Here is a 21,848-nt window from a genome sequence, read left to right as displayed (position 1 = left end):
GTGATGGAGTGGGCGGCAGCGGACGGTTACACGATCGGGCGGCTTCTGGTCACCCGCGGGCTCGCTGCGCTGTACCTGGTTGCGTTCCTTGTCGCACTCCTGCAGTTCCGGGCGCTGATCGGTACGCGAGGACTGCTTCCGGTGCCCGACTATCTCGCGACACGCGGTTTCAGGAGTTCGCCGAGTCTGTTCCACTTCCGGTACTCCGACCGTCTCTTCGCGGCCCTCGCCGCCCTCGGCGCGATCCTGGCGGCGCTCACGCTCGTGGGTCTCACCGAGCGGATGCCGTTGATCGTATGCATGGGCGTCTGGTTCGTGATGTGGGCGCTCTATCTGTCCATCGTCAACGTCGGCCAGGCGTGGTATTCGTTCGGCTGGGAGTCGTTGCTGCTCGAAGCGGGTGTCCTGGCGATCTTTCTCGGCAACGACGACGTCGCACCACCGTTTCTCGTGCTGATCCTCATGCGCTGGGTGCTGTTCCGGATGGAGTTCGGGGCCGGGCTGATCAAGATGCGGGGCGATCCCTGCTGGCGCGACTTGACGTGCCTGTACTACCACCACGAGACACAGCCGATGCCGGGACCGCTGAGCCGCTGGTTCCATCTCCTCCCCCGGTCCGTGCACAAGGTCGAGGTGGCGGGAAACCACGTCACGCAGCTGGTCGTGCCGTTCGCGCTGTTCCTCCCGCAGCCAGTTGCCGGACTCGCGGCCGCGGTGATGATCCTGACCCAGTTGTGGCTGGTGGCCAGCGGGAACTTCGCGTGGCTCAACTGGATCACCATCGTCCTGGCGTTCTCGGTACTGCCGGACGAGTTCTACGCCCGGCTCGTCCCGGTGGAAACGGACTACGGGCCGACCCCGCTCCCGTTCACGGTGGCGGTGGTGGCCCTGACGGTCGTGACGGTGGTGCTCAGTTACCGCCCCGCGCGGAATCTCGCGTCGAAGCGGCAAGCGATGAACGCCTCGTTCAACCAGTGGCATTTCGTCAACGCCTACGGGGCCTTCGGCAGTATCACCCGGACCCGCCGTGAGGTGATCGTCGAGGGGACGGCGGACCGGGTGGACACCCCCGCTACCGAATGGCGGGAGTACGAGTTCAAGGGAAAGCCGGGTGATGTGCGGCGGCGGCCCCGCCAGTACGCCCCGTACCACCTCCGGCTCGACTGGCTGATGTGGTTCGCCGCGATCTCGCGGGACTACGCCGCCGTCTGGTTTCCCCGCTTCGTGCGCAAGCTACTCGAAAACGATCGTGAGACTCTGAAGCTGCTGCGGCACAACCCGTTCCCCGATCATCCACCGGCCCGCATTCGGGCGCGACTGTTCCGGTACCGCTACGCGACCCGAGCGGAATGCAGGGCAACAGGAGCGTGGTGGGTGCGCGAGCCCGTCGGAGAGTTCATGATGCCGATGTCGTTGTCGGACATGCGGATGCCGTGAACCGGGACAGGCGAACCTGCACCTTCTAGGCGACGACCGCGTCCACGGCCTTCTTCAGTGCCGACGGCTGCGCGGGTGATGTCGGCGCCTTCTCCTTGCATTCGAGAAGTTCTGCCCCGATCTCCTGCAGCGTCTTACGCCCGAGGCTCTCGCGTACCTGCGGGAACCACTCGTCCTCTTCTTCTTCGATGTGATGCTCGACGTTCTCGATCAGCACGGTGGTCTTGGCATCGAAACGTTCGTCGTCGGGCGACATTGCGGCGAGTTCGGAGATGAGGACATCGGCGACGTGGTGCTCTTCGTACGACTCGAGCACGTCGTCCTCGAGCTCGGGGACGAGGTCGCGGACACGCGGGTACAGCACCTCGTTCTCGATGTAGGTGTGGACCGTCAACGCTGTGATGATCTTGTCGACGATCGCGGATTTGGTCTTGACCGCGTTGTCGCCGGCGCTGCGGAAATCGCGGAACAACTTCCGGATCTCCTTGTGGTCGTTCTTCAGGATGACGAGCGCATCGGTGGACATGGGCACCTCATAGGTTCGGGCCCGCCGCAGGGTCGGCAGTGGCGCAGTATTGCGGGGACTACCCGAGCTCGCATGAGAGCAAACACTTCCCACCGAGGCCGGCCGAGCGTCGCGGTGACGGGACGCGCGCTACAGCGACCAGTGGATCGTCACGTGGGTGCCCTGCGAGCTCGGGGTGATGACCACATGGGTCGCGAGACCGCGTATCAAGGCAAGACCGTGGCCGCGCGAGCTGGGGGATCCGTCGGCGTCGTGCCAGCATCCATGGTCCGCAACCCGGACCTCGAGAACATGATCGCGCGGCAGGTACGTCGCCTCGAAGTCGAGGGAAGCGGACGCGTCGTCGGCGTCGTAGGCGTGCTCCACCGCGTTGGCCAGGGCCTCATAGCTTGCCAGCACGACATCGTGCTTACGGTCGTCGTCGACGTCCAGTTGCTCGAGCCATTGCCGCATGGCACGACGCAGGTCCGAGATGTAGGCGGGATCGGCGCGGACACCCCGGAAGAAGATCCCCCCGGATGCGAACGAGGCGGAGCCGTCGCTCTCCGTCAGCACCGCACACCCACCGGGACGACGGGTAGCCGCAATTCGGCCGAATGCATCCAAGGTTTTCCTCGCATGCAAAATACGAAGCCGGCATTTTCGGGGGCGCTCTTCGACAACTGCACGCCGGAGGCATACCCAGTCGGGTGCGTGAATCCACCTCCGGATGAACACGAAGAAAATAACGGGGTCACCGTGATCACTTCGGCGGGGTTCCCTGGTCCCAATACAGGAAGGACCACCCTGACGGACCGACCGGATACCGTCGAGAAAGGGTGCGTGCCGAAAGGAGAGACCATGCCGAAAATCACGCCGTGGTTGTGGTTCGACATGAACGCCGAGGACGCCGCGAAGTTCTATACGAGCGTGTTCCCCGACTCGCGAATCGGGGAGATCACGTACTACACGCAGGGCGCTCCGGTTCCGGAGGGGACGGTGATGTCGGTCGAGTTCTTCCTCGACGGTCAGGTGTTCTACGGGCTCAACGGCGGTCCGCAATTCCCCTTCACCGAGGGGGTGTCGTTCCAGATCGACTGCCCTTCCCAGGTCGAGGTCGACTACTACTGGAACGCGCTGACCGCAGACGGAGGAGAGGAATCCCAGTGCGGTTGGTTGAAGGACAAGTACGGATTGTCCTGGCAGGTGGTTCCGCAACGGCTCAATGACCTACTCGAATCCTCCGACGGGGCTGTCGTGCAGCGCGTCACCGATTCGATGTTGACGATGCGCAAGATCGACGTGGAGACGCTCGAGGCCGCAGCACGAGGCTGAGACCCAGGCCCGGTGCCCGGCAGTGCCTGCCGGGCACCGCGCCGTGTACTTTTCGCGGTTGTGCCCACTCGTACTCAGCGCCTCGACGATTTGCCGTTCACCCGGAAGCACGGCCGTCTCCTGGCCGGGTCCGGTGCAGGCTGGGCGCTCGACGCGATGGACGTCGGCCTGATCTCCTTCGTCATGGCCGCGCTCGCGGTGCAGTGGGATCTGTCGTCGACACAGTTGTCGTGGATCGGGTCGATCGGCTTCGCCGGGATGGCCATCGGTGCATCTGTGGGTGGACTTCTCGCCGACCGGATCGGCCGTCGTCAAGTGTTCGCGACGACTCTGCTGGTGTATGGGCTCGCGACCGGCGCGGCCGCGTTGTCGACCTCGGTGGCGATGCTCATCGCCCTGCGGTTCGTCGTGGGTCTGGGGCTGGGCGCCGAACTTCCGGTCGCCTCCACCCTGGTCAGCGAATTCGCGCCCCGCAAGATACGCGGCCGGGTGGTCGTCGCGCTCGAGGCGTTCTGGGCCGTCGGCTGGCTTCTCGCGGCGCTGATCGGGTACTTCATCGTGCCGCTCGACGACGACGGGTGGAGGTGGGCGCTCGCAGTCGGCCTCGTGCCCGCAGCGTATGCGCTCGTCGTCCGGTTCGGGATGCCCGAATCGGTGCGGTTTCTCGAGAGCAAGGGGCGATACGACGAGGCCGAAGCGATCGTCCGCGAGTACGAAGCGTCGGCCGCCCGTGGCGCGTCCGGTCCGGATCCGCAGGTTGCGGAGCCACCGGAAGGGGGAGTGGGGGACGGCGCCGAACCCGCTGCCCCTCCGAAAACAGATCGCAGGGTCTCGATCTGGGCACCGGCACTACGCGCCCGTACCGCAGCGCTGTGGATCGTCTGGTTCGGCATCAATCTGTCGTACTACGGTGCGTTCATCTGGTTGCCGAGCCTGCTGGTCGCCCAGGGGTTCGACCTCGTCACGTCGTTCGGCTACACGCTGATCATCACGCTCGCGCAGTTGCCCGGCTACGCCGTGGCCGCCTGGCTGATCGAGGTGTGGGGACGGCGCGCAACCCTCGCCACCTTCCTCGCCGGTTCTGCAGTGGCGGCGGCACTCTTCGGTCTCGCCGAGACGCCGGGGACCGTCATCGCGGCAGGGATGGCGCTGTCGTTCTTCAACCTCGGCGCGTGGGGCGCGTTGTATGCGATCGGCCCGGAACTGTATCCGACGTCGGTCCGCGGCTCGGGCACAGGTTCGGCGGCGGCATTCGGTCGACTCGCGTCGATCGTCGCACCGCTGCTCGTGCCCCTGTTGCTCGACTCCGGCGGTAATGCGTTGGTGTTCGGTGTGTTCGCGGCGTCGTTCGTCGTGGCGGCATGTGCGGCGATCACACTTCCCGAGAGGGCCGGAACCGTTCTCGAATAGGGTTGCCCCGGTGCTCGTCTGCCGTGAGCGGACAGGCCGCTGCCGCGTGGCCCGATCCGGCGAAGGTGGATCCATGACCATTACATCGCCCCCACCATCGAACTACCGCGACCAGCTGGCCGACAGGCTCCTCCGCCAGCGCATCGTGCAGATCACCGGCGAAGTAAACGACGAGACGACCGAGCGTGTCTGCTCGGAACTGCTCCTTCTCGCCTCTGCCGACGACCGCCGGGACATCGTCCTGCACATCAACTCACCCGGCGGGTCCGTGCACGCCGGGCTGGCGATCTACGACACGATGATGCTCGTGCCCAACGACGTGGCAACCGTCGCCGTGGGCTTCGCAGCCAGCATGGGCCAGGTCCTGCTGGCTGCCGGAACCAAGGGCAAACGGAGTGCACTGGCGCACAGCCGCATCATGATGCACCAGCCGTCGGCCGGATTTGCGGGCACTGCCGTCGATATCGCGATCCAGGCCGAGAACCTCGAATACATGAAGCACCAGTCGCAGCAGATTCTCGCCGAGGCCACCGGCCGATCCGTGGAGGAAATCGCACGGGACAGCGACCGGGACCGCTGGTTCACCCCGGATGAGGCACGTGAGTACGGGATCATCGACGACGTCGCCGCGTCGTTCGCCGAACTCGCGCCGTTCGGCGCGGGCCGACCGATCGGACTGTCATGAGCACCTACACGATCCCCAACGTCATCGAACGCACACCGGCAGGGGAACGCTCGTTCGATGTCTTCAGCCGGCTCCTCAACGAGCGAATCGTCTTCCTGGGAACCGAAATCGACGACGGTGTCGCCAACGTCGTGATGGCACAGCTGCTGCACCTCGAAGCCGAGACCCCCGATCTCGAGATCGGCCTCTACATCAATTCGCCGGGCGGATCGTCGACCGCGATGCTCGCGATCTACGACACCATGCGGTTCGTGCGAGCACGCGTCGCCACATACTGCATGGGCCAGGCGGCCTCGGCGGCAGCGGTGCTTCTCGCCGCCGGCGCACCGGGAAGACGGCACGTGCTCGCCCACTCCCGGGTGCTGCTGCACCAACCGTCGGCGCAAGGGCAGGGCACGATCTCCGATCTCGCGCTGCAAGCCGCAGAAGTGATGCGCGTGCGGGCGCAAACCGAGAGCATCCTTGCCGCGCATACCGGACGCGACGTGGAGCAACTGCGCCGAGACACCGACCGCGACCGCATCTTCTCGCCCGAGGAGGCCGTGTCGTACGGGCTCGCCGATCACGTCCTGCTCGAGCGGGACGGCTTCTAGTTCACGCCGCGCACAGTTCGATGCCGCCGCTCCGGGCCGCCCGGAGCGTGCGGTGTGCGGTCATCCGGCGGATCCCCCGGCCCAGCAACTGCTCTATCGGCAGTTCCAGCGCGTCACACACCGACCGAAGGATCTCCGACGACGCTTCCTTGCGTCCCCGCTCTACCTCCGACAGGTACTGCTTCGACATTCCGACGGCGCGTGCGACATCGTCGAGGCTGCGATCCTGGTCGCGGCGCTCGTCACGAAGGATTTCGCCGTAGATCTGCCGGAGCAACCGTGGCTCGGGCGCGGGGGACGGTGACCGGCGTGGCAGGGGTTCGCGCGCCTCTCGCACGGCTGCCAGGTGCACGACGTTGCGCTGCTTCGGCTCCATGCCGTCATTGTGCTCCCGCGACCGCCCGTGCATTCGGGGTTCAGCTGTCAACGAACATCCACGTCCACCGCGCAGCGGTGAGACTCTTCTTACCGCAGTGAAACATTCGGACTCGAGATGGCAAACTCCCACGTCCAGGCTGTACCCGACCCTGTATACAGCCCGTAGGAGTAGTACGTGAGTCCGCAACCGTTCGAAGTTCCCACCGTAGACATCGGGCCGTATGTGCACGGCGGCAGCGCCGACGAACGCGCCCGCGTGGCTCGTGCCATCGACGAAGCCTGCACGCGGGTGGGATTCGTCCAGATCCTCGGCCACGGCATTCCGGATGCCGTGATCGAGGGCCTCGCCTCTGCCGTCGACGACTTCTTCGGTTTGCCGATGGAGACCAAGCAGCACTATCGCGTCGTGGGCGCCAACCGCGGCTACAGCCCGCCGAAGAGCGAATCACTCAGTCTGAGCCTCGGTGTCGAGTCCGCAAGTCGCATGAACGACTTCTTCGAGGCGTACAACGTCGGGACCGAAGCCCGGTCCTTCCCGGACCTGGACCTGTCGGAAGACGACTACGGACTCAACCTCTGGCCCGACGTGACCGGGTTCGAGGATCGGGTTCTGGCCTACTACGACGAGGCCGGCCGCGTCGCCCGCACCCTCACGCGCATCTTCGCGGACGCGCTCGGGCAGCCGTCCACCTTTTTCGCCGACCTCACCGATCACTCGATCGATGTGCTGCGGATGAACAACTACGCCCTTCCCGAAGGCGCCGTGAACCTCGACGGTGACCTCACCGGGATGGGTGCGCACACCGACTTCGGGATCGTGACAGTCCTGTGGGCCGATCGGGTCGCCGGGTTACAGGTGCTCGGCGGGGACGGACTCTGGCACGATGTCGCGCCGCTCCCCGGCGCGCTCCTGGTCAATCTCGGCGATCTCACCGCCCGCATCACCGACGACCGGTGGATGTCCACGATGCACCGGGTCAAGCCCCCGATCGTCGACGGTCGCATCCAGCGGCGCCGCTCGGTGGCCTACTTCCACGACGGCAACGTCGACGCGACGATCTCCACGCTGCCGGAGTACGCCGGGCCGGAACCGTACGAGCCGATCGTCGTCCGCGACCACATCAAGGCCAAACTCGCCGGTTCACGCCATGGGAAGGCGAACACCGCAGCGGTACGTGAGGCAGCGCGAGTGCGCGCGGCGGTAGGCGAGAGCCGGCCGTAGGTCGCGCCGGGGCTAGCAGAACGCGGACCACGCGGCGGTCATCCGTCCGCGCAGGGCCGCCTTGTCGGCGTCCGGGAGCCAGCAGGCGTCCGCGGCGCCGACAGCGATGTCCCGAAGTTGTTCGGCGGTAACGAGGCCCTGCTCGACGACCGTGACGTACTCGTCGCTGATATCGCGTCCCAGCATCGCAGGGTCGTCGCTGTTGACGGTCACGTGCAGCCCCGCCTCGAGCATCCGTGGGAGCGAATGTTCGCGCACCGACGGGTAGACCTGCGAGATCAGTACGTCCGAACTGGGGCACAGTGTGAAGACGATGCCGCGGTCTGCGGCCTCGGCAGCCAGCGCAGGATCCTCGACCACGAGCGGACCGTGATCGACGCGTTCACAGCCGAGGACTCGGATCGCATCGGCGACACTTCGGGCGCTGAACTCTCCGGCGTGGTAGGTCCGGCGCAACCCGCGCCGCGCGGCCTCGGCGAACACCGGGGCCAACGCGGCGTCATCGACACCGGCTTCGATACCGTCACCGCCGATGCCGACGAGGAACCCGTCGGGATCGGGCAGTGAGGTGAACAGATCGAGTTCGATCTGCGCGAGTGCGGGACCGAGAAACTTGGTGCAGTCCATGATCATTCGGACACCGATTCCGGTGTCCGCAATCCCGTCTCGCAACCCCGCGGTGATCCCGTCCCACACATGGGCCGCGGGCACTCCGCGCGAGAGGTGGACGTGCGGGGTGAAGAACATTTCGGTGTGGACGATGCCTGTGACGGCCGCGTCGTGGACCGATTCGTATGCGATGCGGTGGAAGTCCGCGGGGGAGACGAGTGTGCTGCACACCGTTTCGTACACGTCCAGGAAGTGCCGCAGATCGCGGTAGGTGTACAGGGTGCGCATGTCGTCTACGGGCAAATCGATACCGTTCGCCACAGCGAGCGCATGCACCGTGCCAGGGCGGACGGTGCCCTCGAGGTGACGATGGAGTTCGATCTTGGGCAGTGCCCGCACCACCTCGAGGGTCACCGTCATGGGATTATGCTCCGCCCTTGTATTCGACCTCGAACTCGCCGGACTTGATCTTCTCGCGGTACTCCTCGAACAGTGCCATGGCTTCGGGCGAAATGCGGTCGGCGAAAGCGGGATTCACCGCGACATCGACGCCACCTTCGGCGAAGTCCACCTCGTAGTACTTCGCCGGATCGATGTTGCCTGCCTCGACATCGGCGACCATCGCGCGCAGCACCTCGTCGAGATTCCACACGATGGAAGACACCACGTTCTCGGGAGCGAGCGGAGTCTGGTCCATGGCGTACCCGGCGACACCGACACCGCGTTGCTTGGCGCCTTCGATGGTGGCAGCATCGACACCGCACGTGGTGAACTGGTCGGCACCCTGGTCGACGAGCGCGTTGACCGCTTCGAGGGTTTGAGCCGCGGCGTCGGACCAGCCTCCGATGTACGACGGCCGGAGCTGGATCTCACCGGGCCCCTTGTAGGTCAATCGCGCGCCGTCGGCGAACGACTCGATCTGCGCCTTGCACACCGGAATCTCGAAACCGGCTGTGCCGGCGAGAATGCCGGTCTCGGTGAGGTCACCCGCGAGGATGCCCGACAGGAACGAGCCCTCGTAGAACGGCTGGCTGTAGTCGGCGAGGTTCGCGGTGATGTCGCCGAAACCGCCGGCGTACGCGAACAACACATCGGGGTAGTCGGCAATCACGTTCTTGATGGGTTCGCCGTAGTTGAACGAGTGGCCGACGACGATGTCGTGTCCGTCTTCGGCGAGATCGGTCACGATCTGTGCGATCTGCTCGGAGGTGGCGCCCGAATCCTGCTGGACCACCGTCAGTTCGATGAGTCCTTCAGCCTCGAGTTTCTCGGCACCCTCGACCATGCCCTGGTTCCACCCGAGGTCGTTGACCGGGCCGGAGGTGATGATGGCGGCCTTGACCACACCATCGGACGACGATTCCGTCCCGGAGGCCGAACTCGAACATCCGGATACGGCGACGCCGGCCACGGCGATCACCGCGACAGCGGTACCCAGTTTCTTCACGTATCTCTCCTAGGGGACGGAGACTCGTGTACACGAGCCTGTCTCGGGGGGTAGTTATCTGGCAGGAACGAAGGGAACGCCGAGCGCCTTGGGTGCGTTGTTGCGGGCGAATCCCACGGTCGTGGCGACGACTGCGAGCAGGGTCACCGCATACGGCATCGCCTGGAACAGTTCGTAGGGCACCGAGGTGGCCTGACCACCCGAAGCGGCTTGAACGCGGAGCTGGAATGCGTCGACGAGGCCGAACATGAAGCCACCGGCTATGGCGCCGAGCGGGTTCCACCTCGCCAGGATCACGACGCCGAGGGCGATCCAGCCCCGGCCACCGGTGATGCCGTCCTGGAAGAACCCCAGGCTGTCGATGACCAGTGCGCCGGCCATCCCGGCTGCGGCACCGGAGATCAGCAGTGTGATCCAGCGAGTCCGCGCGACTGAGACGCCGACCGAGTCGGCAGCCTCGGGGCTTTCGCCGGCGGCACGAACCGAGAGCCCGAAGGCGGTGCGGGACAGCACCCACCACAACGCCACGACCAGCGCGAGCGCGACGTAGACGAGGGGTGACTGTGAGAACACGATCCGGCCGATCACCGGAATGTCCGAGAGTACGGGCAGGTCGACAGGTGTGGTGCCCTGTACGCGCGGTGGCGTGCCGGTGATACCGAACACCTGCAGGTAGAGGAACGACGCCAGCCCGGTGCCGAGGATGACCACCGAGATCCCGGTGATGATCTGGTCGACTGCCATCGTGATGGTGAGATACCCGACGACCGCGGCGGTGAGAAGGCCGGCCGCGGCACCGGTGGCCGCGCCGAGCATCGGGCTCCCGGTGTAATAGACGGTGATGAACGCGGTAACGGCGCCCACCATCATCTGGCCCTCGATGCCGAGATTCATGAGCCCGGAGCGTTCTGCCAGGCAGGCGCCCGCCGCCGCGAGGATGATCGGTACCGCGAGACGCAGCGCCGCGGTGAAGAGAGGGATGAGAGCCCCGGTTCCCAGGACGTCGGACCAGTTCATCGGGCACGCTCCACGATTCGATTGGCAAGCAGCACCGTCAGGATCATCACGGCCTGGACGACGGTGCCGATGGACGCCGGGATCTCCTGGGTTCGCTGAACCGCCTGGCTGCCGAGCGTGAGGCCGGAGACCAGCGCCGCCGCGAGCACGATGCCGAAGGGATTCCGTCGTCCGAGCAAGGCCACCACGATCGCGGTGAAACCGATGCCGGAGGAGACGGCCAGTGACAGCCGGAACTCGCTCCCGAGGAGCATGATCGCGCCTGCGATCCCGCCGAGAGCACCACTGACGAGAGCCGACGTGACGATCGTCCGCGCGACGGAGATGCCGTTGGCCGCGGCCACGGTGGGGCTTTCACCGACGATCTGCGAGGCGAACCCGAAACGGGTGGATCGCATGAGCCACCACACCAGTGGCACGGCCGCGACAGCGACGAACACGCCGATGTGGATGCGGGTGCCGGGAATCGTCGCCAGTGCTGCCCAGTCGGGAATGCGCTCCGATTCCGGGGTGAACCCGTTGGGATTGGCGAGAGGTTTGCGCACCGCCCAGGCCAGGGCATAGAAAACGAGGTAGTTGAGCATGAGCGAAGAGATGATCTCGTTCACCCCGAGTCGTGCCTTCAGCACGCCTGCGATCCCGCCGATGCATGCGCCCGCGGCGGCCGCGGTGACGGCCACGACCGGGATCGCGACCCAGCTCGTGCCGAGGGGGATGCTCAGCACCACGGCCGCAGCGGTGATCGCTCCGACGTCGTAGTGGCCCTGCGCGCCGATGGTGATGAATCCCGTGCGGTATGCGATCGCGTAGCCCAGGCCCATGAGCACCAGCGGTGTCATGCCCGTCAGCAACCGGCCGAGCTGGGTATCACCGCCGAGGGCGGCACCGAGCATCGTGGCGTACGCCTCTCCCGGGTCGCCACCTGCGAGGACGATGAGCACCGCTCCGACGGCCAGTCCTACGGCCACCGCGAGCACGGGGACCCCGACTGTCGTCGCAGCTCCCCGGAGTCGCCGTGGCGCAGGCGCTTCCGGTGTCGGTGTGGACGCCGGCGGGCTGAGTGTGTTCGCGCTCATGCGGCGACATCCTGGAATCCGCCCATTGCGGAACCGAGAGCCTCGCGGTCGAACGGGCCATCGTCGAACTCGGCGACGATACGTCCGCGATAGAGCACCACGACACGGTCGGCGAGGCTACAGATCTCGTCGAGGTCGGAGGAGATCAACAGGATTGCGGCGCCGCGAGCCCGGTGTTCGACGAGCGTGTCCCACACGAATTCTGTTGCGCCGACGTCGAGACCGCGTGTCGGCTGAGCCACGACCAGAACGTCGGGAGCGCCGTCGAGGACCCGGCCGAGGACGACGCGCTGGGCGTGACCGCCCGACAGCGTGCCGGCGAGTGTGCGAGGGCTCGAGGCCTTCACGGACAGTGCGGCGATGATGCGAACGGCGCGGTCGCGAATGGCAGTGCGGGACAGTCGTCCCCCTCGACGGGCAAGTGGGGCGGCGGTGTAACTGTCGACCGCCAGATTGGTGTCGATGCCGAGGGATTTGACCAGACCGCGGGTGTAGCGATCCGCGGGGACGATGCCCACTCCCGCATCTCGGAGAGCGCGTGGCGTCGAGACGTCCACTTCGCGGTCGGCGATGCGAACGGCGCCGGACGGATCCGCGGCGAGGCCGGAGAGCACGTCCTCGAGCGCGGACTGTCCGTTGCCCTCGACGCCGGCGACCGCGACGAGTTGCCCGGCGGCCACCCGCAGGGTCACGTCGTGCAACCGGTCCGGGACCGACACTCCGACGAGTTCGAGCATGCGTCCTCCCGACGGTTCGGTGGCAGCCCGGCGGACGCCGAGTCCGACATCGCGCCCGACCATGTCGCGGGCGAGTTCGGCGGTGGTCACACCGGCGACCGGTTTTTCGGCGACGAGTCTGCCGCCGCGGAGTACGCCCACCCGATCGGCGGCTTCGAGGACTTCCTCGAGGTGGTGGGTGATGAGGACGATGCCGACGCCGCGCTCGACAGCGAGGTTGCGGATCTGCGCGAGTAGCGAATGAACCTCTGCCGGGGCGAGATTCGCGGTGGGCTCATCGAGCAGCAGATATCGGGCTCCCAGGTGCAGTGCCCGCAGGATCTCGACTCGCTGTTGCTCACCCACCGACAACGAATCGACGCGGGCAGTGGGGTCGCAACCGAGTCCGGTGTCCTCGGCCAGTGCGGCGATCTCGTCGCAGGTGTGACGCAGCCGTCCTCGTCCGACCACCCCGCGAGAGCGGCCGAGCAAGAAGTTCTCGGCAACCGTCATGGTCGGCACCAGCATGAAATGCTGGTGGACCATGGCGATTCGGTCCCGTCCTCCGGCCTCGAGAGGCATGCCGTCGACCTCGATCGAACCCGAATCCGGGGGCAGCAATCCTGTCAGGATGCGCATCAACGTGGATTTGCCCGCGCCGTTCTCCCCGAGAAGCGCGTACACCTCGCCGGGCCGAATGTGCAGCGAGACATCACGGAGGACGATGCTGTCTCCGAAAGATCGTGCGATACCGCGCATCACGACGCCGTCGACCGAGCCGTCTTCGGCAGCCGGAGCGGTGGCGCTGCGCGAGGGAGAAACTGGTGTCACCATTCGATGTGACCCTTCCGAGTAATCGCTATTTGTTAAGTCCAGACCTTGCAGGGTCATAATTGAGCCCCCGTGTCCGAGCCGTGACGTTTGTGTTTCGGAGGCCGGCTGGGGGTTTCGTGGTGAGGGAGAGGTGGGTGTGATGCCGGAGCAGAATCGGGTCACCCGTGTCGGCACAGCTATTCGAGCCACTCGTCGGCAGGCCGGATTCAGCGCCCGCACGCTGGCGTCGCGTGCGGGGATCAGCCAGGCGTTTCTGAGTCAGGTCGAGCGAGGACTCAACGTGCCGTCGCTGGCGACGCTGTACAAGATCGCAGATGCGTTGGAGTGCTCGCCCTCGCATTTTCTCGACGCGGCACCGGAAGGAGACGTGCTGGTGGTTCGGGCGGAACGGCGCGTCGCACAGGCTGTGACGGGGGCGCCGACCACCCCGACAACATGGATGGCGCAGGGCAACGGAGCGATCGGCGAGGTGTACCAGTACGTCATCGCCCCCGAGGACGATGTCAGCGGGTGGTTTCGCCGCGCGGACGACCTCGTACTCGTGATGACGGGCGGTTGCCTCGAAGTGCAAATGCGTAACCGTGAATCCGTCGTCCTCGGGGAGGGGGACTGCCTGTTCGCTGCCGCCGGCACCGAAATGCAGTGGGAGCACCGGGGAGTGGAACGCGCGCGAGTGGTGCTGTGCGTGGGCGCGCCGCGGGAACCGTCGTAACACGCACCTCACCGGAACGAGACGACACGGCAGCATCGCAGGAATTAACTGATAGCGATCACTTGCCGACACCGTTCCCAGGAGCACCCATGGACACACTGCCCGTCATCGACCTGCGGCCGTTACGCGACGGAAGCGACCCGCGCACGGTCGCTCGCGCGCTCGACGCCGCGTGCACCGACCTCGGGTTCTTCGTCGTGACCGGACACGGCCTGGATTCGGGGCTCCGCGCAGAGACGATGGAGCAGGCGCGACGGTTCTTCTCGTTGCCGTTCGAGGACAAGATGCAGATCTCGATCGCCGAATCGTCCTGCCACAGCGGTTACGTCCCGCCGAAGGCCGAAACTCTCGACGCGGCGATCGGAGCGGACGCCAAGGAAGCCCTCGACATCACCTTCGACCGCGGCCCCGACCATCCCGAGGTCGTCGCGGGCACACCGCTGCACGGGCCGGCGCAGTGGCCGGCCGCACTGATGCCCGAATTCAAGAGCGTCGCCGACGAGTACGCGCGGTCCTGCCTCGAAATCAACACGCACCTCATGCACGGGCTCGCCCTCGCCCTCGGCCTGACACGCGAGGCCTTCGAGCCCATGTTCACCGATCCGATCGCCTCCCTGCGCATGCTGCACTACCCGCCGGTCCGGGAGGGAGACACCGCGCCGGGCGCGGGAGCCCACACCGACTACGGATCCCTGACGCTGCTCGCACAGGACAATGTCGGAGGCCTGCAGGTCGCGGCGCGCGGAGGAGGGTGGATCGATGTCGTCACCCCACCGGATGCGCTCGTCGTCAACCTCGGCGACATGATCGCGCGGTGGACCAATCACCGATACGTGTCGACCCGTCACCGGGTGCTCAACCCCGTCGGGACGGACCGGTATTCACTGCCGTACTTCGTGGCCCCGGATTTCCATGCGGTGATCGAGGCGATCCCGACGTGCGTGGAACAGGGGGCGGAGCCGATCTACCCGCCTATCACGGTCGGGGAGTACATGCTGTCGCGGTTCGACGCGACGCACGACTACCTCAAGAATAAGGCGTCATGAGGTGTCGGCCCCGACCCCGGATTGCTCGGGATGCGGGTCTGGATCGTCAGACGGTGAGACATACGGTCTTGGTCTCGAGGTAGTTCTCCAGTCCTGCCGCACCGTTCTCGTACCCCCACCCGGACTGCTTGTGACCTCCCTTGATCAGTTCGGGGGAGAAGTAAGAGTGGCAGTTGATCCACACGGTGCCGGCGCGGATCGCGCCGGCCATCCGGTGGGCTCGGGAGAGATCCGCTGTCCACACGCTCGCGGCGAGACCGTAGTCGGTGTCGTTGGCCCAGGAAATCACCTCGTCGGTGTCGTCGAACGGGGTGACGGTCACGACGGGCCCGAAAATCTCCTCGCGCATCATGGGTAGATCCGGCGCGGCGTCGACTACGACCGTCGGCTCGTAAAAACTGCCGGACTCGCCCACCGCGCGTCCGCCCGTCACGACAGTCGCGCCCCGGCGTACACCGTCGTCGACGTAGGCGGCCACAGTCTGTCGGTGCCGCATGCTCACCAGCGGTCCCAGGTCGGTATCACTGTCGAGTCCGTGCCCCAGTCGGAGTGCGGCGGCAGCCTCGGCAAGGCCGTCGACCACCTGCTCGTAGACGGCACGCTCGGCATACACCCGCGACCCTGCGACGCACACCTGCCCGCAGTTGGCGAAGATGCCGCGAGCGAGGCCGGGAACAGTCTGCGCCAACTCTGCGTCGCCGAACACCACCGCGGGAGACTTGCCGCCGAGTTCGAGCGTCAGACGCGCGAGGCGCCCCGCACCGGCCGACGTCACGAGTTTCTTTCCCACTTCCGTCGACCCGGTGAAAGTCACCTTGTCCACACCTCGGTGCTCGGCAAGCATCCGCCCCACATCTGCGCCACCGGTGAGGATATTCACCACGCCGGCGGGAAGTCCCGCCTCTGCGAGCAGTTCGCCGAGCCGCAGTGCGGTGAGCGAGGTGTCCTCAGCCGGCTTGAGTACCACCGTGCACCCCGCGGCCAGTGCCGGAGCCAATTTCATGGCGGCCATCAGCAGCGGCGAATTCCACGGCACGATCGCAGCCACCACCCCTACCGGTTCACGCAGTGTGTGGGCGATGACCTGCTTGCCCAGGGGCTGGTACGTGATCGATGGTGTCACCGTGGTCCCGGTGATCTTCGTTGCCCAACCCGCGTAGTAGCGAAATTGTTCGGCGGAAGAAGGTATCTCGGCGAAGCGGGATGTTGCCCAGGACTTGCCTTGGTCGAGGGTCTCGAGTTCGGCGAGTTCGTCTGCATGACCGTCGATCGCTTCCGCGATCCGCCACAGCACCCGTGCTCGAGCGGAGGGGGCGAGGGCCGCCCATTCCTCCCTCAGCGCCCGGCGGGCAGCGGTGACCGCGGCGTCCACTTCGTCCTGGCCGGCGCAGGCGAGGACGGCGAGAGGCTTTCCCGTAGCAGGATCGATCGTTTCGAACGGCGTGCCTGATCCCGAGATCCACTCGCCGTCGACCAGTAGTCGTTTGTCGCCGCTGGTGAGGAAGGTTGCGCTGTAGCGAGGCAGAACGGCGGTGGTCATGAGTCGGCTCCTCGTGAGTGGGCGGGGCGGAACGGCAGCGCGCCCCAGCGCAGGCCCTTGGCTTTGAGCCAGCGCCGATAGGTGACAGACGACGCGTCGGCCCGGGTCGGGATCTCGTCGCGGGGATCGAGCGGCAACAGCAGGGGCCGCTGGTTCTCGACGATGATGCGGTCCTGAAGGAAGATGATCTGCTCGAATTGCACGAGATCGGTGTGCGGCGAATCCGGGTCGACGAGATACATCACCGGCTGCGCACGGCAGAGTGTTTCGTCGATCGGTTGGATCAACAGTGCGATCGCGTCGAATCGGGAGGGATCCGACGGTGAAACCCGGTACAGCATCACTTGATACGGAGCAGGGACACGGTAGGTCAGATGTGCGAAGGACCCTTCGGACGCGGCGGACACCTGCGGTTGGAAAAACGTGCAGTCCGTTGCCCACACTTCATCCGACTCCTTGCGGATCTCCCACTTGTAGCGCGCAACCTCGGTGGCCGCCTCTCCTCCGAGAATGCCCGTGTGCACAAACGGGAAATGTGCCATGTCCAAGAAGTTCTCGACGATCCGCCCCGGTGACGCGCGCATTGTCACCCAACCGCAGGGCACGTAGCGGCGGTCGGGTTCATCCGCCTCGTCGATGGTGAAGACATCGCGTTCCGGAGCGCCGAGTGTGGTCCACACGAACCCGAACTGCTTTCGTACGGGCAGTTTTCGGCCGCGGGTCAGCACCATGGGCTCCCCGTCGCCGCCCGTACTGATCTCGACTTCGGCACCGAGGAGCCGCGTGTGCACAGCTGCACCGGAGACTTCGTTCTCGGCGCACACCGGATACCACTGGTCGAGCACGACTGGGTCGTCACAGATCGTCGAGGTCACGGGACCGGTCACGAGGTTCTCCCTTCCGTTCCGGAGATGATGTCTGCCGCTCGTTCGGCGAGCGCGATGACGGGGGCGTTGGTGTTGCATGACGGCAGGACTGGAATCACAGACGCATCCACCACCCGCAAAGCGGCCACGCCGTGGACCCGGAGATCCGGGTCCACGACCGCATCGGGGCCCGCGCCCATGGCGCATGTGCCACCGGTGTGGAAGAAGGTCGAGCAACTTGCGCGCACGAAGGCTTCGGCGTCGGTACGCCCGAGACGCCGGTCGGGTGCGGCGGGTGATTCGATCAGCGTCGCCAGGGCAGTGGTCTCGGCCAGGTCGAAGACACGATCGAGCCCGGCGACGAGCGCGTCGCAGTCGCGGGGATCGGACAGGTACCGGGGGTCGATGCACGGCGAAACACCCGGGTCTGGCGACCGCAGCGTCAGCTCCCCGATGCTGTGGGACCGCATGAGTCCCGGTGAGATCGCGAATACTTCTCCGGTGACATCGAAACGGTCGGCGATCTCCGGGGTCGCGTGACGTCCCTGGACGACGAATGCATGCAGATCCGGAAGATCGAGGGAAGCGTCGGAACGCCAATTGAGAATTGCTCCGCCGCCGTTGTCCCGCACCCGGCCCAGTGAAGTGCGGGCGCGGAAGTTCACCCCCATGAGCAGTGGATGGTCCTGCAAGTTGCGTCCGACCCCGGGCAACGCTGCACGCACCGGCACCCCGTGCTTGCGAAGTTGCGCGGGATCGCCGATGCCGGCGAGCAGCAGTAGATGTGGACTCGCGATCGCACCGGCACACAACAGGGTTTCGGCGACGGCGCGGACCTCGGTCTCGCGCCCGTCGTGCCGATACCGCACGCCGGTGCACCGGTCACCGTCGAAGGTCAGGCCCACGACCGTTGCGTCCGTGCGGATCGTCAGGTTGGGCCGGGACAGCGCAGGATCGAGGTAGGAACGTGCGGTGCTCTCGCGGTGGCCCGCGTCCACAGTGAGGTTCGCGAGCGCGGCCCCCTCGATCTCCGGCCCGTTGCAGTCGTCGAGCACGGCCATGCCGAGTTCTGCGGCGGCTTCGAGTAATCCGAGGGCGATCGGATGGGGGTCCGAGGGACAGGTGATGCGGATCGGACCGCCGGATCCTCGTAGTGAGGTTGCTCCGCCCTCCCAGTCCTCAGCCTTCCTGAAATAGGGGAGCAGAGACGCGTAGTTCCAGCCCTTGGCGCCGGCCGTTTCCCACGCGTCGTAGTCGGACGGATGTCCGCGGTACCAGAGCATCGCGTTGATGCTGCTCGATCCTCCCAGTACCCGTCCACGCGGGATCGGGACGGCCCGGCCGTCGAGTAGGGGATTCGGGGCGTAGTGATATCCCCAGTCGTAGTCGCCGCCGAGGAGGTCGGCCCACGTGCCGGGACGGTCCAATGCGGCCACGCCGGCATGGTGCGGGCCGGCCTCGAGGAGCATCACGGTGATGTCCGGATTTTCCGTCAATCGGGCGGCCAAGACGCAACCTGCCGAACCGCCACCGACGATCACGTAGTCGTAGCGGTCAATTGTGTTCACTGGGCCCCATAATGGTGATGCCCTCCGTCGCCTCTACATGCCGGACGAAGATGTACTTGTCTTCACGGCCGTCGCTGTGCTTGCGTTTGATGCCGGGCTGTACGGAGCTCGAGACCTTGGCGACGAGCACGTATGGTTCGTCGGCGGCGAGTCCGGCAACACAGTGCTTGTCGAACTCCTCGAGCGTCGTTGCTGTATAGGACTTCTCGATTCCACAACCGCGAGAGATCGCCGCGATGTCGACATTGCCGCGGGCCGTATGCGTGGGTGGGCCACCGATGGATTGGTAGCACTCGTTGTCCCACACGACGGTGAACAGGTTGCGTGGCTTCTCGTTGGCCAGTGTGGCGAGGATGCCGAGGTTGAACAGCATGCCTCCGTCGGTGTCGAGGGAGATGATTCTGCGGTGCGGCAAGCCGACGGCGAGTCCGAACGCCTGCGGGGTCACACAACCGAGTTGCTGCTGGAACAGGCTCGCCTGCCGCATGTGTGGAGCGGCGTTGTACCACTCGTCGACGCTGGCGCCGAGCGAGAGGATGACCAGTTCGTCCTCGAGACGGGCGGCGAGTGCCTGCATGCACTCGAATCGGGTCATGCGCATGGTGGTCATCGGACGAGTCCTCCTCCGAGAGCGATGGCGGAATGGTGGTAGGCCGAGTAGGACCATTCGAATGCGTCGCGGATGGCGCGCTCGATGCCTTCTTCCTCGCGCACGATGCGGTACGGGATGCGCAGAGCGTCGAGGATCGGTTCCATGGTGATCCCGTGCGGTACGGCCCACCAGTTGTTCTCGCCGAGTTCGCCGCGGTAGCTCATGAGCATGATGACCGGGATGCCGGCACCGAGTCCCATCCGGGCAAGGGGTTCGACCGAGGCGCGGAGTCCGGAGTTCTCCATGATGAGCGCGGCTCGCTTGCCGGAGAGGAAGATTCCGCCGCAGATCGCGGCACCTTCACCCTCGTTGGTCACCTGGATGGTGCGGATCCCCGGGTGTGCGTCGAGTGCGGGATACAGCTCTTTGAACAGGGAATCCGGTAGATAGCAGACGGTAGTCACGCCGGCCTGCTCGAGGCCGCGGATCACCGCGTCGACGGTGGATTGCTGCATGTCGGTCCTTCCGGTGGTGGTCAGGGGAAGACGGGGATTCCGGGCATCTCGACGAAGCCGGGCAGGCGTTTGACCTGCCGCATCCAGCGCCGGAGTGCGGGGAACGTGTCGTGGTCGATGCCGATGTCCCGGCTCAGCGCAGCGGCGGGGTACAGCGCCAGATCGGCGACCGTGGGCCGGTCGGCGGTGAACCAGTCGTGCTCGGCGTGGAGAGCGAGGTGGTCGTCCAATGTCTGGAGAACCGTGAGCGCAGCGTGCGTGTCGACTGCCTCGGTGGTGTAGAGCGCGGTGTCGCGGCAGGCGTAGACGTGTTCGAGCGGACCCGACGCGAACGTCAGCCATTCCGGTGTCGTTGGTGCCCAATCGGTTCCCGCTGCCAGATGGGTGAGGACGTCCACGGTGCCGACGAGCACGGCGGTACCGGTCTCGAGCACCGGGAGCACACCGGACGGTGTGAGTTCGCGGTACCGGCCGGTCAGATGCGCCCCGCCGGGGATCACGTCGACGGGTTCGATCCGGTGTTCGTAACCGAGCACCGACGCCGCAAGTCGCACCGAATAACAGCGCGGGTCGAGCGGAAAGTCGTGGAGTACCGGAATCGTCATGATGCGGCCACCGAAGTGAAAGCGGTTGCGCTGTCGCGAAGGTCGTGCATCCGGCGGACCAGTGCACGCACCGTGTCATCCGGCACCGCCCCCGGAGCGGTCAGGTGCAAGGCGGTGGTGTGCGCGTCGACTACCTGAATTCCTGCGAGGATCGCGGTTCCGTCGAGGATGCCCACTGCGACCGTGCCCTTGTCCTGGAAATCCTCAGTGAGGGAACGCAACCGATCGACAACCTGCTCCCTGCCCTCCCTCATCCAGACCGAGCGGACGGGGGTGGACACGGAGGGGATACGGGAGAGCTCTGTGTCGTCGGCGGGATCCGCTGAACTCGCCCAGACGAGACCGCCGCGCTCGAACGCCCGGTACCGCGTCGGCCGGACAGAGCCCGGAGGTTCCATTCGTGGGTGTGCGGGCACATGGCGACATGCACCGTCGCCGTCGAATTGCCAACCGTGGTAAAGGCATACGAGCCGGTCTTCGCGGACGAATCCGAAGCTCAAGCGCATTCCGCGGTGCGGGCAGCGGTCGGCCCAGGCGTGGAGCGTGCCGCCGGCATCGCGCCACAGGGCGACGGACGACCCGTCAACGGTGGTGCCGGTCGCGGCACCTGGTTCGATGTCGCGACCGAGCGCGACGGGAAGCCAGACGGTCATGGCAGGACTCTCCTCTCGGTCGATGTGAGGTCGAGGACGACGTTGTCGTCGGGTGCGAGCGCGCACGCTGCCTCGAATGCCCCGACGAGGTCGGGGTCGCCGTGGGTGTGGAGTTCGATCCGGTGTTCGGTCGCGGTCACCACAGTGGCGTGAATGCGGAGAAGCTCGGCTCGGGACACCGAGAACCGGATCATGACAGCGGGATCGAATCGTCCGACGAGCGTGAGCGTGGACGAGATTGCGCTGCTCATGTCAACAGGAGCAGGTGTGCCGGCCGAGTCCGATTGCGGTGGTGGCTGTGTGATTCATGAGTCCTCCGGGAGACGTGTGGTGCTTCGTCTGGGACGGCCCTCGCACCCGTCTCCGGAGATGTCCTCCTCCGGAGGGGAGCTCCGGATCGTTCGCCGGCAGGGCCGGACGGACAGCAGCGCCTCGATGTGCGATGCGGTTCAAAGTATTACACAGTGCTGGAATGTGACCGTCCCCT

24 protein-coding genes are annotated in these 21,848 nt (G+C 66.0%); 8 read left to right on the top strand and 16 right to left on the bottom strand.

Annotated features, from left to right (window positions below; genetic code table 11):
• Window positions 1-3: 3 nt before the first annotated feature.
• Window positions 4-1,437 carry a lipase maturation factor family protein gene (locus tag ACFWU2_RS07775; protein ID WP_378603784.1) on the top strand — a complete coding sequence of 478 codons (1,434 nt, stop codon included), beginning with the start codon at window positions 4-6 and terminating at the stop codon, window positions 1,435-1,437.
• Between the two features lie 25 nt (window positions 1,438-1,462).
• Here the strand turns inward: ACFWU2_RS07775 and ACFWU2_RS07770 are convergent, their stop codons facing one another.
• Entirely contained in the window at window positions 1,463-1,963 is a 501-nt protein-coding gene (locus tag ACFWU2_RS07770) for a hemerythrin domain-containing protein (protein WP_378603440.1), read from the bottom strand.
• Window positions 1,964-2,092: 129 nt separating this feature from the next.
• Complete coding sequence (locus ACFWU2_RS07765; RefSeq protein WP_378603437.1) at window positions 2,093-2,518, bottom strand: ATP-binding protein; 426 nt, start codon at window positions 2,516-2,518, stop codon at window positions 2,093-2,095.
• A 285-nt stretch (window positions 2,519-2,803) separates the two neighbouring features.
• Between ACFWU2_RS07765 and ACFWU2_RS07760 the strand changes: the two genes are divergently transcribed.
• The 4 genes from ACFWU2_RS07760 (at window position 2,804) to ACFWU2_RS07745 (ending at window position 5,965) form a co-directional block, all read left to right on the top strand.
• Entirely contained in the window at window positions 2,804-3,277 is a 474-nt protein-coding gene (locus ACFWU2_RS07760; RefSeq protein WP_378603434.1) for a VOC family protein, read from the top strand.
• A gap of 60 nt (window positions 3,278-3,337) precedes the next feature.
• Window positions 3,338-4,687 carry an MFS transporter gene (locus ACFWU2_RS07755; protein ID WP_378603431.1) on the top strand — a complete coding sequence of 450 codons (1,350 nt, stop codon included), beginning with the start codon at window positions 3,338-3,340 and terminating at the stop codon, window positions 4,685-4,687.
• Window positions 4,688-4,760: 73 nt separating this feature from the next.
• Window positions 4,761-5,372, top strand: coding sequence for a ClpP family protease (locus ACFWU2_RS07750; protein WP_378603428.1), 612 nt, complete (start codon window positions 4,761-4,763; stop codon window positions 5,370-5,372).
• Window positions 5,369-5,965 carry an ATP-dependent Clp protease proteolytic subunit gene (locus ACFWU2_RS07745; protein WP_378603425.1) on the top strand — a complete coding sequence of 199 codons (597 nt, stop codon included), beginning with the start codon at window positions 5,369-5,371 and terminating at the stop codon, window positions 5,963-5,965. The genes ACFWU2_RS07750 and ACFWU2_RS07745 overlap by 4 nt, the downstream gene beginning before the upstream one ends.
• A gap of 1 nt (window position 5,966) precedes the next feature.
• Here the strand turns inward: ACFWU2_RS07745 and ACFWU2_RS07740 are convergent, their stop codons facing one another.
• A complete protein-coding gene (locus ACFWU2_RS07740) occupies window positions 5,967-6,341 on the bottom strand; it encodes a helix-turn-helix domain-containing protein (protein WP_378603423.1) in 375 nt (124 codons plus the stop codon).
• A 177-nt stretch (window positions 6,342-6,518) separates the two neighbouring features.
• On the opposite strand from ACFWU2_RS07740, the gene ACFWU2_RS07735 reads away from it, so the two are divergent.
• Window positions 6,519-7,565, top strand: a complete 1,047-nt coding sequence (locus tag ACFWU2_RS07735) for an isopenicillin N synthase family dioxygenase (protein ID WP_378603420.1) — start codon at window positions 6,519-6,521, stop codon at window positions 7,563-7,565.
• Window positions 7,566-7,577: 12 nt separating this feature from the next.
• Here the strand turns inward: ACFWU2_RS07735 and add are convergent, their stop codons facing one another.
• The 5 genes from add to ACFWU2_RS07710 are packed head-to-tail and all read right to left on the bottom strand — an operon-like array spanning window position 7,578 to window position 13,264.
• Window positions 7,578-8,594 (bottom strand): adenosine deaminase, encoded by a 1,017-nt coding sequence (gene add, locus ACFWU2_RS07730; RefSeq protein ID WP_378603416.1) that lies wholly within the window; start codon window positions 8,592-8,594, stop codon window positions 7,578-7,580.
• Window positions 8,595-8,598: 4 nt separating this feature from the next.
• Entirely contained in the window at window positions 8,599-9,621 is a 1,023-nt protein-coding gene (locus ACFWU2_RS07725; protein ID WP_378603413.1) for a BMP family protein, read from the bottom strand.
• Between the two features lie 54 nt (window positions 9,622-9,675).
• Window positions 9,676-10,638: an ABC transporter permease gene (locus ACFWU2_RS07720; RefSeq protein WP_378603410.1), complete on the bottom strand. Its 963-nt coding sequence runs from the start codon at window positions 10,636-10,638 to the stop codon at window positions 9,676-9,678.
• Window positions 10,635-11,714, bottom strand: a complete 1,080-nt coding sequence (locus ACFWU2_RS07715) for an ABC transporter permease (protein ID WP_378603407.1) — start codon at window positions 11,712-11,714, stop codon at window positions 10,635-10,637. The genes ACFWU2_RS07720 and ACFWU2_RS07715 overlap by 4 nt, the downstream gene beginning before the upstream one ends.
• Window positions 11,711-13,264 carry an ABC transporter ATP-binding protein gene (locus ACFWU2_RS07710; RefSeq protein ID WP_378603404.1) on the bottom strand — a complete coding sequence of 518 codons (1,554 nt, stop codon included), beginning with the start codon at window positions 13,262-13,264 and terminating at the stop codon, window positions 11,711-11,713. Before ACFWU2_RS07710 ends, ACFWU2_RS07715 begins: the two co-directional genes overlap by 4 nt.
• Window positions 13,265-13,403: 139 nt before the next feature.
• Here ACFWU2_RS07710 and ACFWU2_RS07705 point away from each other — a divergent pair, with 139 nt between their 5' ends.
• Window positions 13,404-13,976 carry a helix-turn-helix domain-containing protein gene (locus ACFWU2_RS07705; protein WP_378603401.1) on the top strand — a complete coding sequence of 191 codons (573 nt, stop codon included), beginning with the start codon at window positions 13,404-13,406 and terminating at the stop codon, window positions 13,974-13,976.
• Window positions 13,977-14,065: 89 nt separating this feature from the next.
• Window positions 14,066-15,022, top strand: coding sequence for an isopenicillin N synthase family dioxygenase (locus ACFWU2_RS07700; protein ID WP_378603398.1), 957 nt, complete (start codon window positions 14,066-14,068; stop codon window positions 15,020-15,022).
• 46 nt (window positions 15,023-15,068) lie between these two features.
• Here ACFWU2_RS07700 and ACFWU2_RS07695 read toward each other — a convergent pair whose 3' ends face one another.
• The 8 genes from ACFWU2_RS07695 to ACFWU2_RS07660 are packed head-to-tail and all read right to left on the bottom strand — an operon-like array spanning window position 15,069 to window position 21,612.
• Window positions 15,069-16,562 carry an aldehyde dehydrogenase family protein gene (locus tag ACFWU2_RS07695; RefSeq protein ID WP_378603395.1) on the bottom strand — a complete coding sequence of 498 codons (1,494 nt, stop codon included), beginning with the start codon at window positions 16,560-16,562 and terminating at the stop codon, window positions 15,069-15,071.
• Window positions 16,559-17,449, bottom strand: coding sequence for an aromatic ring-hydroxylating dioxygenase subunit alpha (locus tag ACFWU2_RS07690; RefSeq protein WP_378603392.1), 891 nt, complete (start codon window positions 17,447-17,449; stop codon window positions 16,559-16,561). Before ACFWU2_RS07690 ends, ACFWU2_RS07695 begins: the two co-directional genes overlap by 4 nt.
• Window positions 17,446-18,996 (bottom strand): GMC family oxidoreductase, encoded by a 1,551-nt coding sequence (locus ACFWU2_RS07685; RefSeq protein ID WP_378603390.1) that lies wholly within the window; start codon window positions 18,994-18,996, stop codon window positions 17,446-17,448. Before ACFWU2_RS07685 ends, ACFWU2_RS07690 begins: the two co-directional genes overlap by 4 nt.
• The gene (locus tag ACFWU2_RS07680; protein ID WP_240955133.1) at window positions 18,983-19,606 is read right to left on the bottom strand and encodes a thiamine pyrophosphate-dependent enzyme; all 624 of its coding nucleotides are present in this window, start codon (window positions 19,604-19,606) and stop codon (window positions 18,983-18,985) included. Before ACFWU2_RS07680 ends, ACFWU2_RS07685 begins: the two co-directional genes overlap by 14 nt.
• Window positions 19,603-20,103: a thiamine pyrophosphate-binding protein gene (locus ACFWU2_RS07675; protein ID WP_378603385.1), complete on the bottom strand. Its 501-nt coding sequence runs from the start codon at window positions 20,101-20,103 to the stop codon at window positions 19,603-19,605. Before ACFWU2_RS07675 ends, ACFWU2_RS07680 begins: the two co-directional genes overlap by 4 nt.
• A gap of 20 nt (window positions 20,104-20,123) precedes the next feature.
• Window positions 20,124-20,708: a glutathione S-transferase family protein gene (locus ACFWU2_RS07670; RefSeq protein WP_378603382.1), complete on the bottom strand. Its 585-nt coding sequence runs from the start codon at window positions 20,706-20,708 to the stop codon at window positions 20,124-20,126.
• Window positions 20,705-21,361 (bottom strand): Rieske 2Fe-2S domain-containing protein, encoded by a 657-nt coding sequence (locus ACFWU2_RS07665; RefSeq protein WP_378603379.1) that lies wholly within the window; start codon window positions 21,359-21,361, stop codon window positions 20,705-20,707. Before ACFWU2_RS07665 ends, ACFWU2_RS07670 begins: the two co-directional genes overlap by 4 nt.
• Window positions 21,358-21,612, bottom strand: coding sequence for a hypothetical protein (locus ACFWU2_RS07660; protein WP_169621603.1), 255 nt, complete (start codon window positions 21,610-21,612; stop codon window positions 21,358-21,360). Before ACFWU2_RS07660 ends, ACFWU2_RS07665 begins: the two co-directional genes overlap by 4 nt.
• Window positions 21,613-21,848 lie beyond the last annotated feature (236 nt).

This window comes from Rhodococcus sp. NPDC058639, assembly GCF_042717545.1.
Classification (GTDB): domain Bacteria; phylum Actinomycetota; class Actinomycetes; order Mycobacteriales; family Mycobacteriaceae; genus Rhodococcus.
The sequence above is the reverse complement of the archived record's forward strand: the minus strand, read 5'-3'. Positions and strand labels throughout refer to the sequence as shown.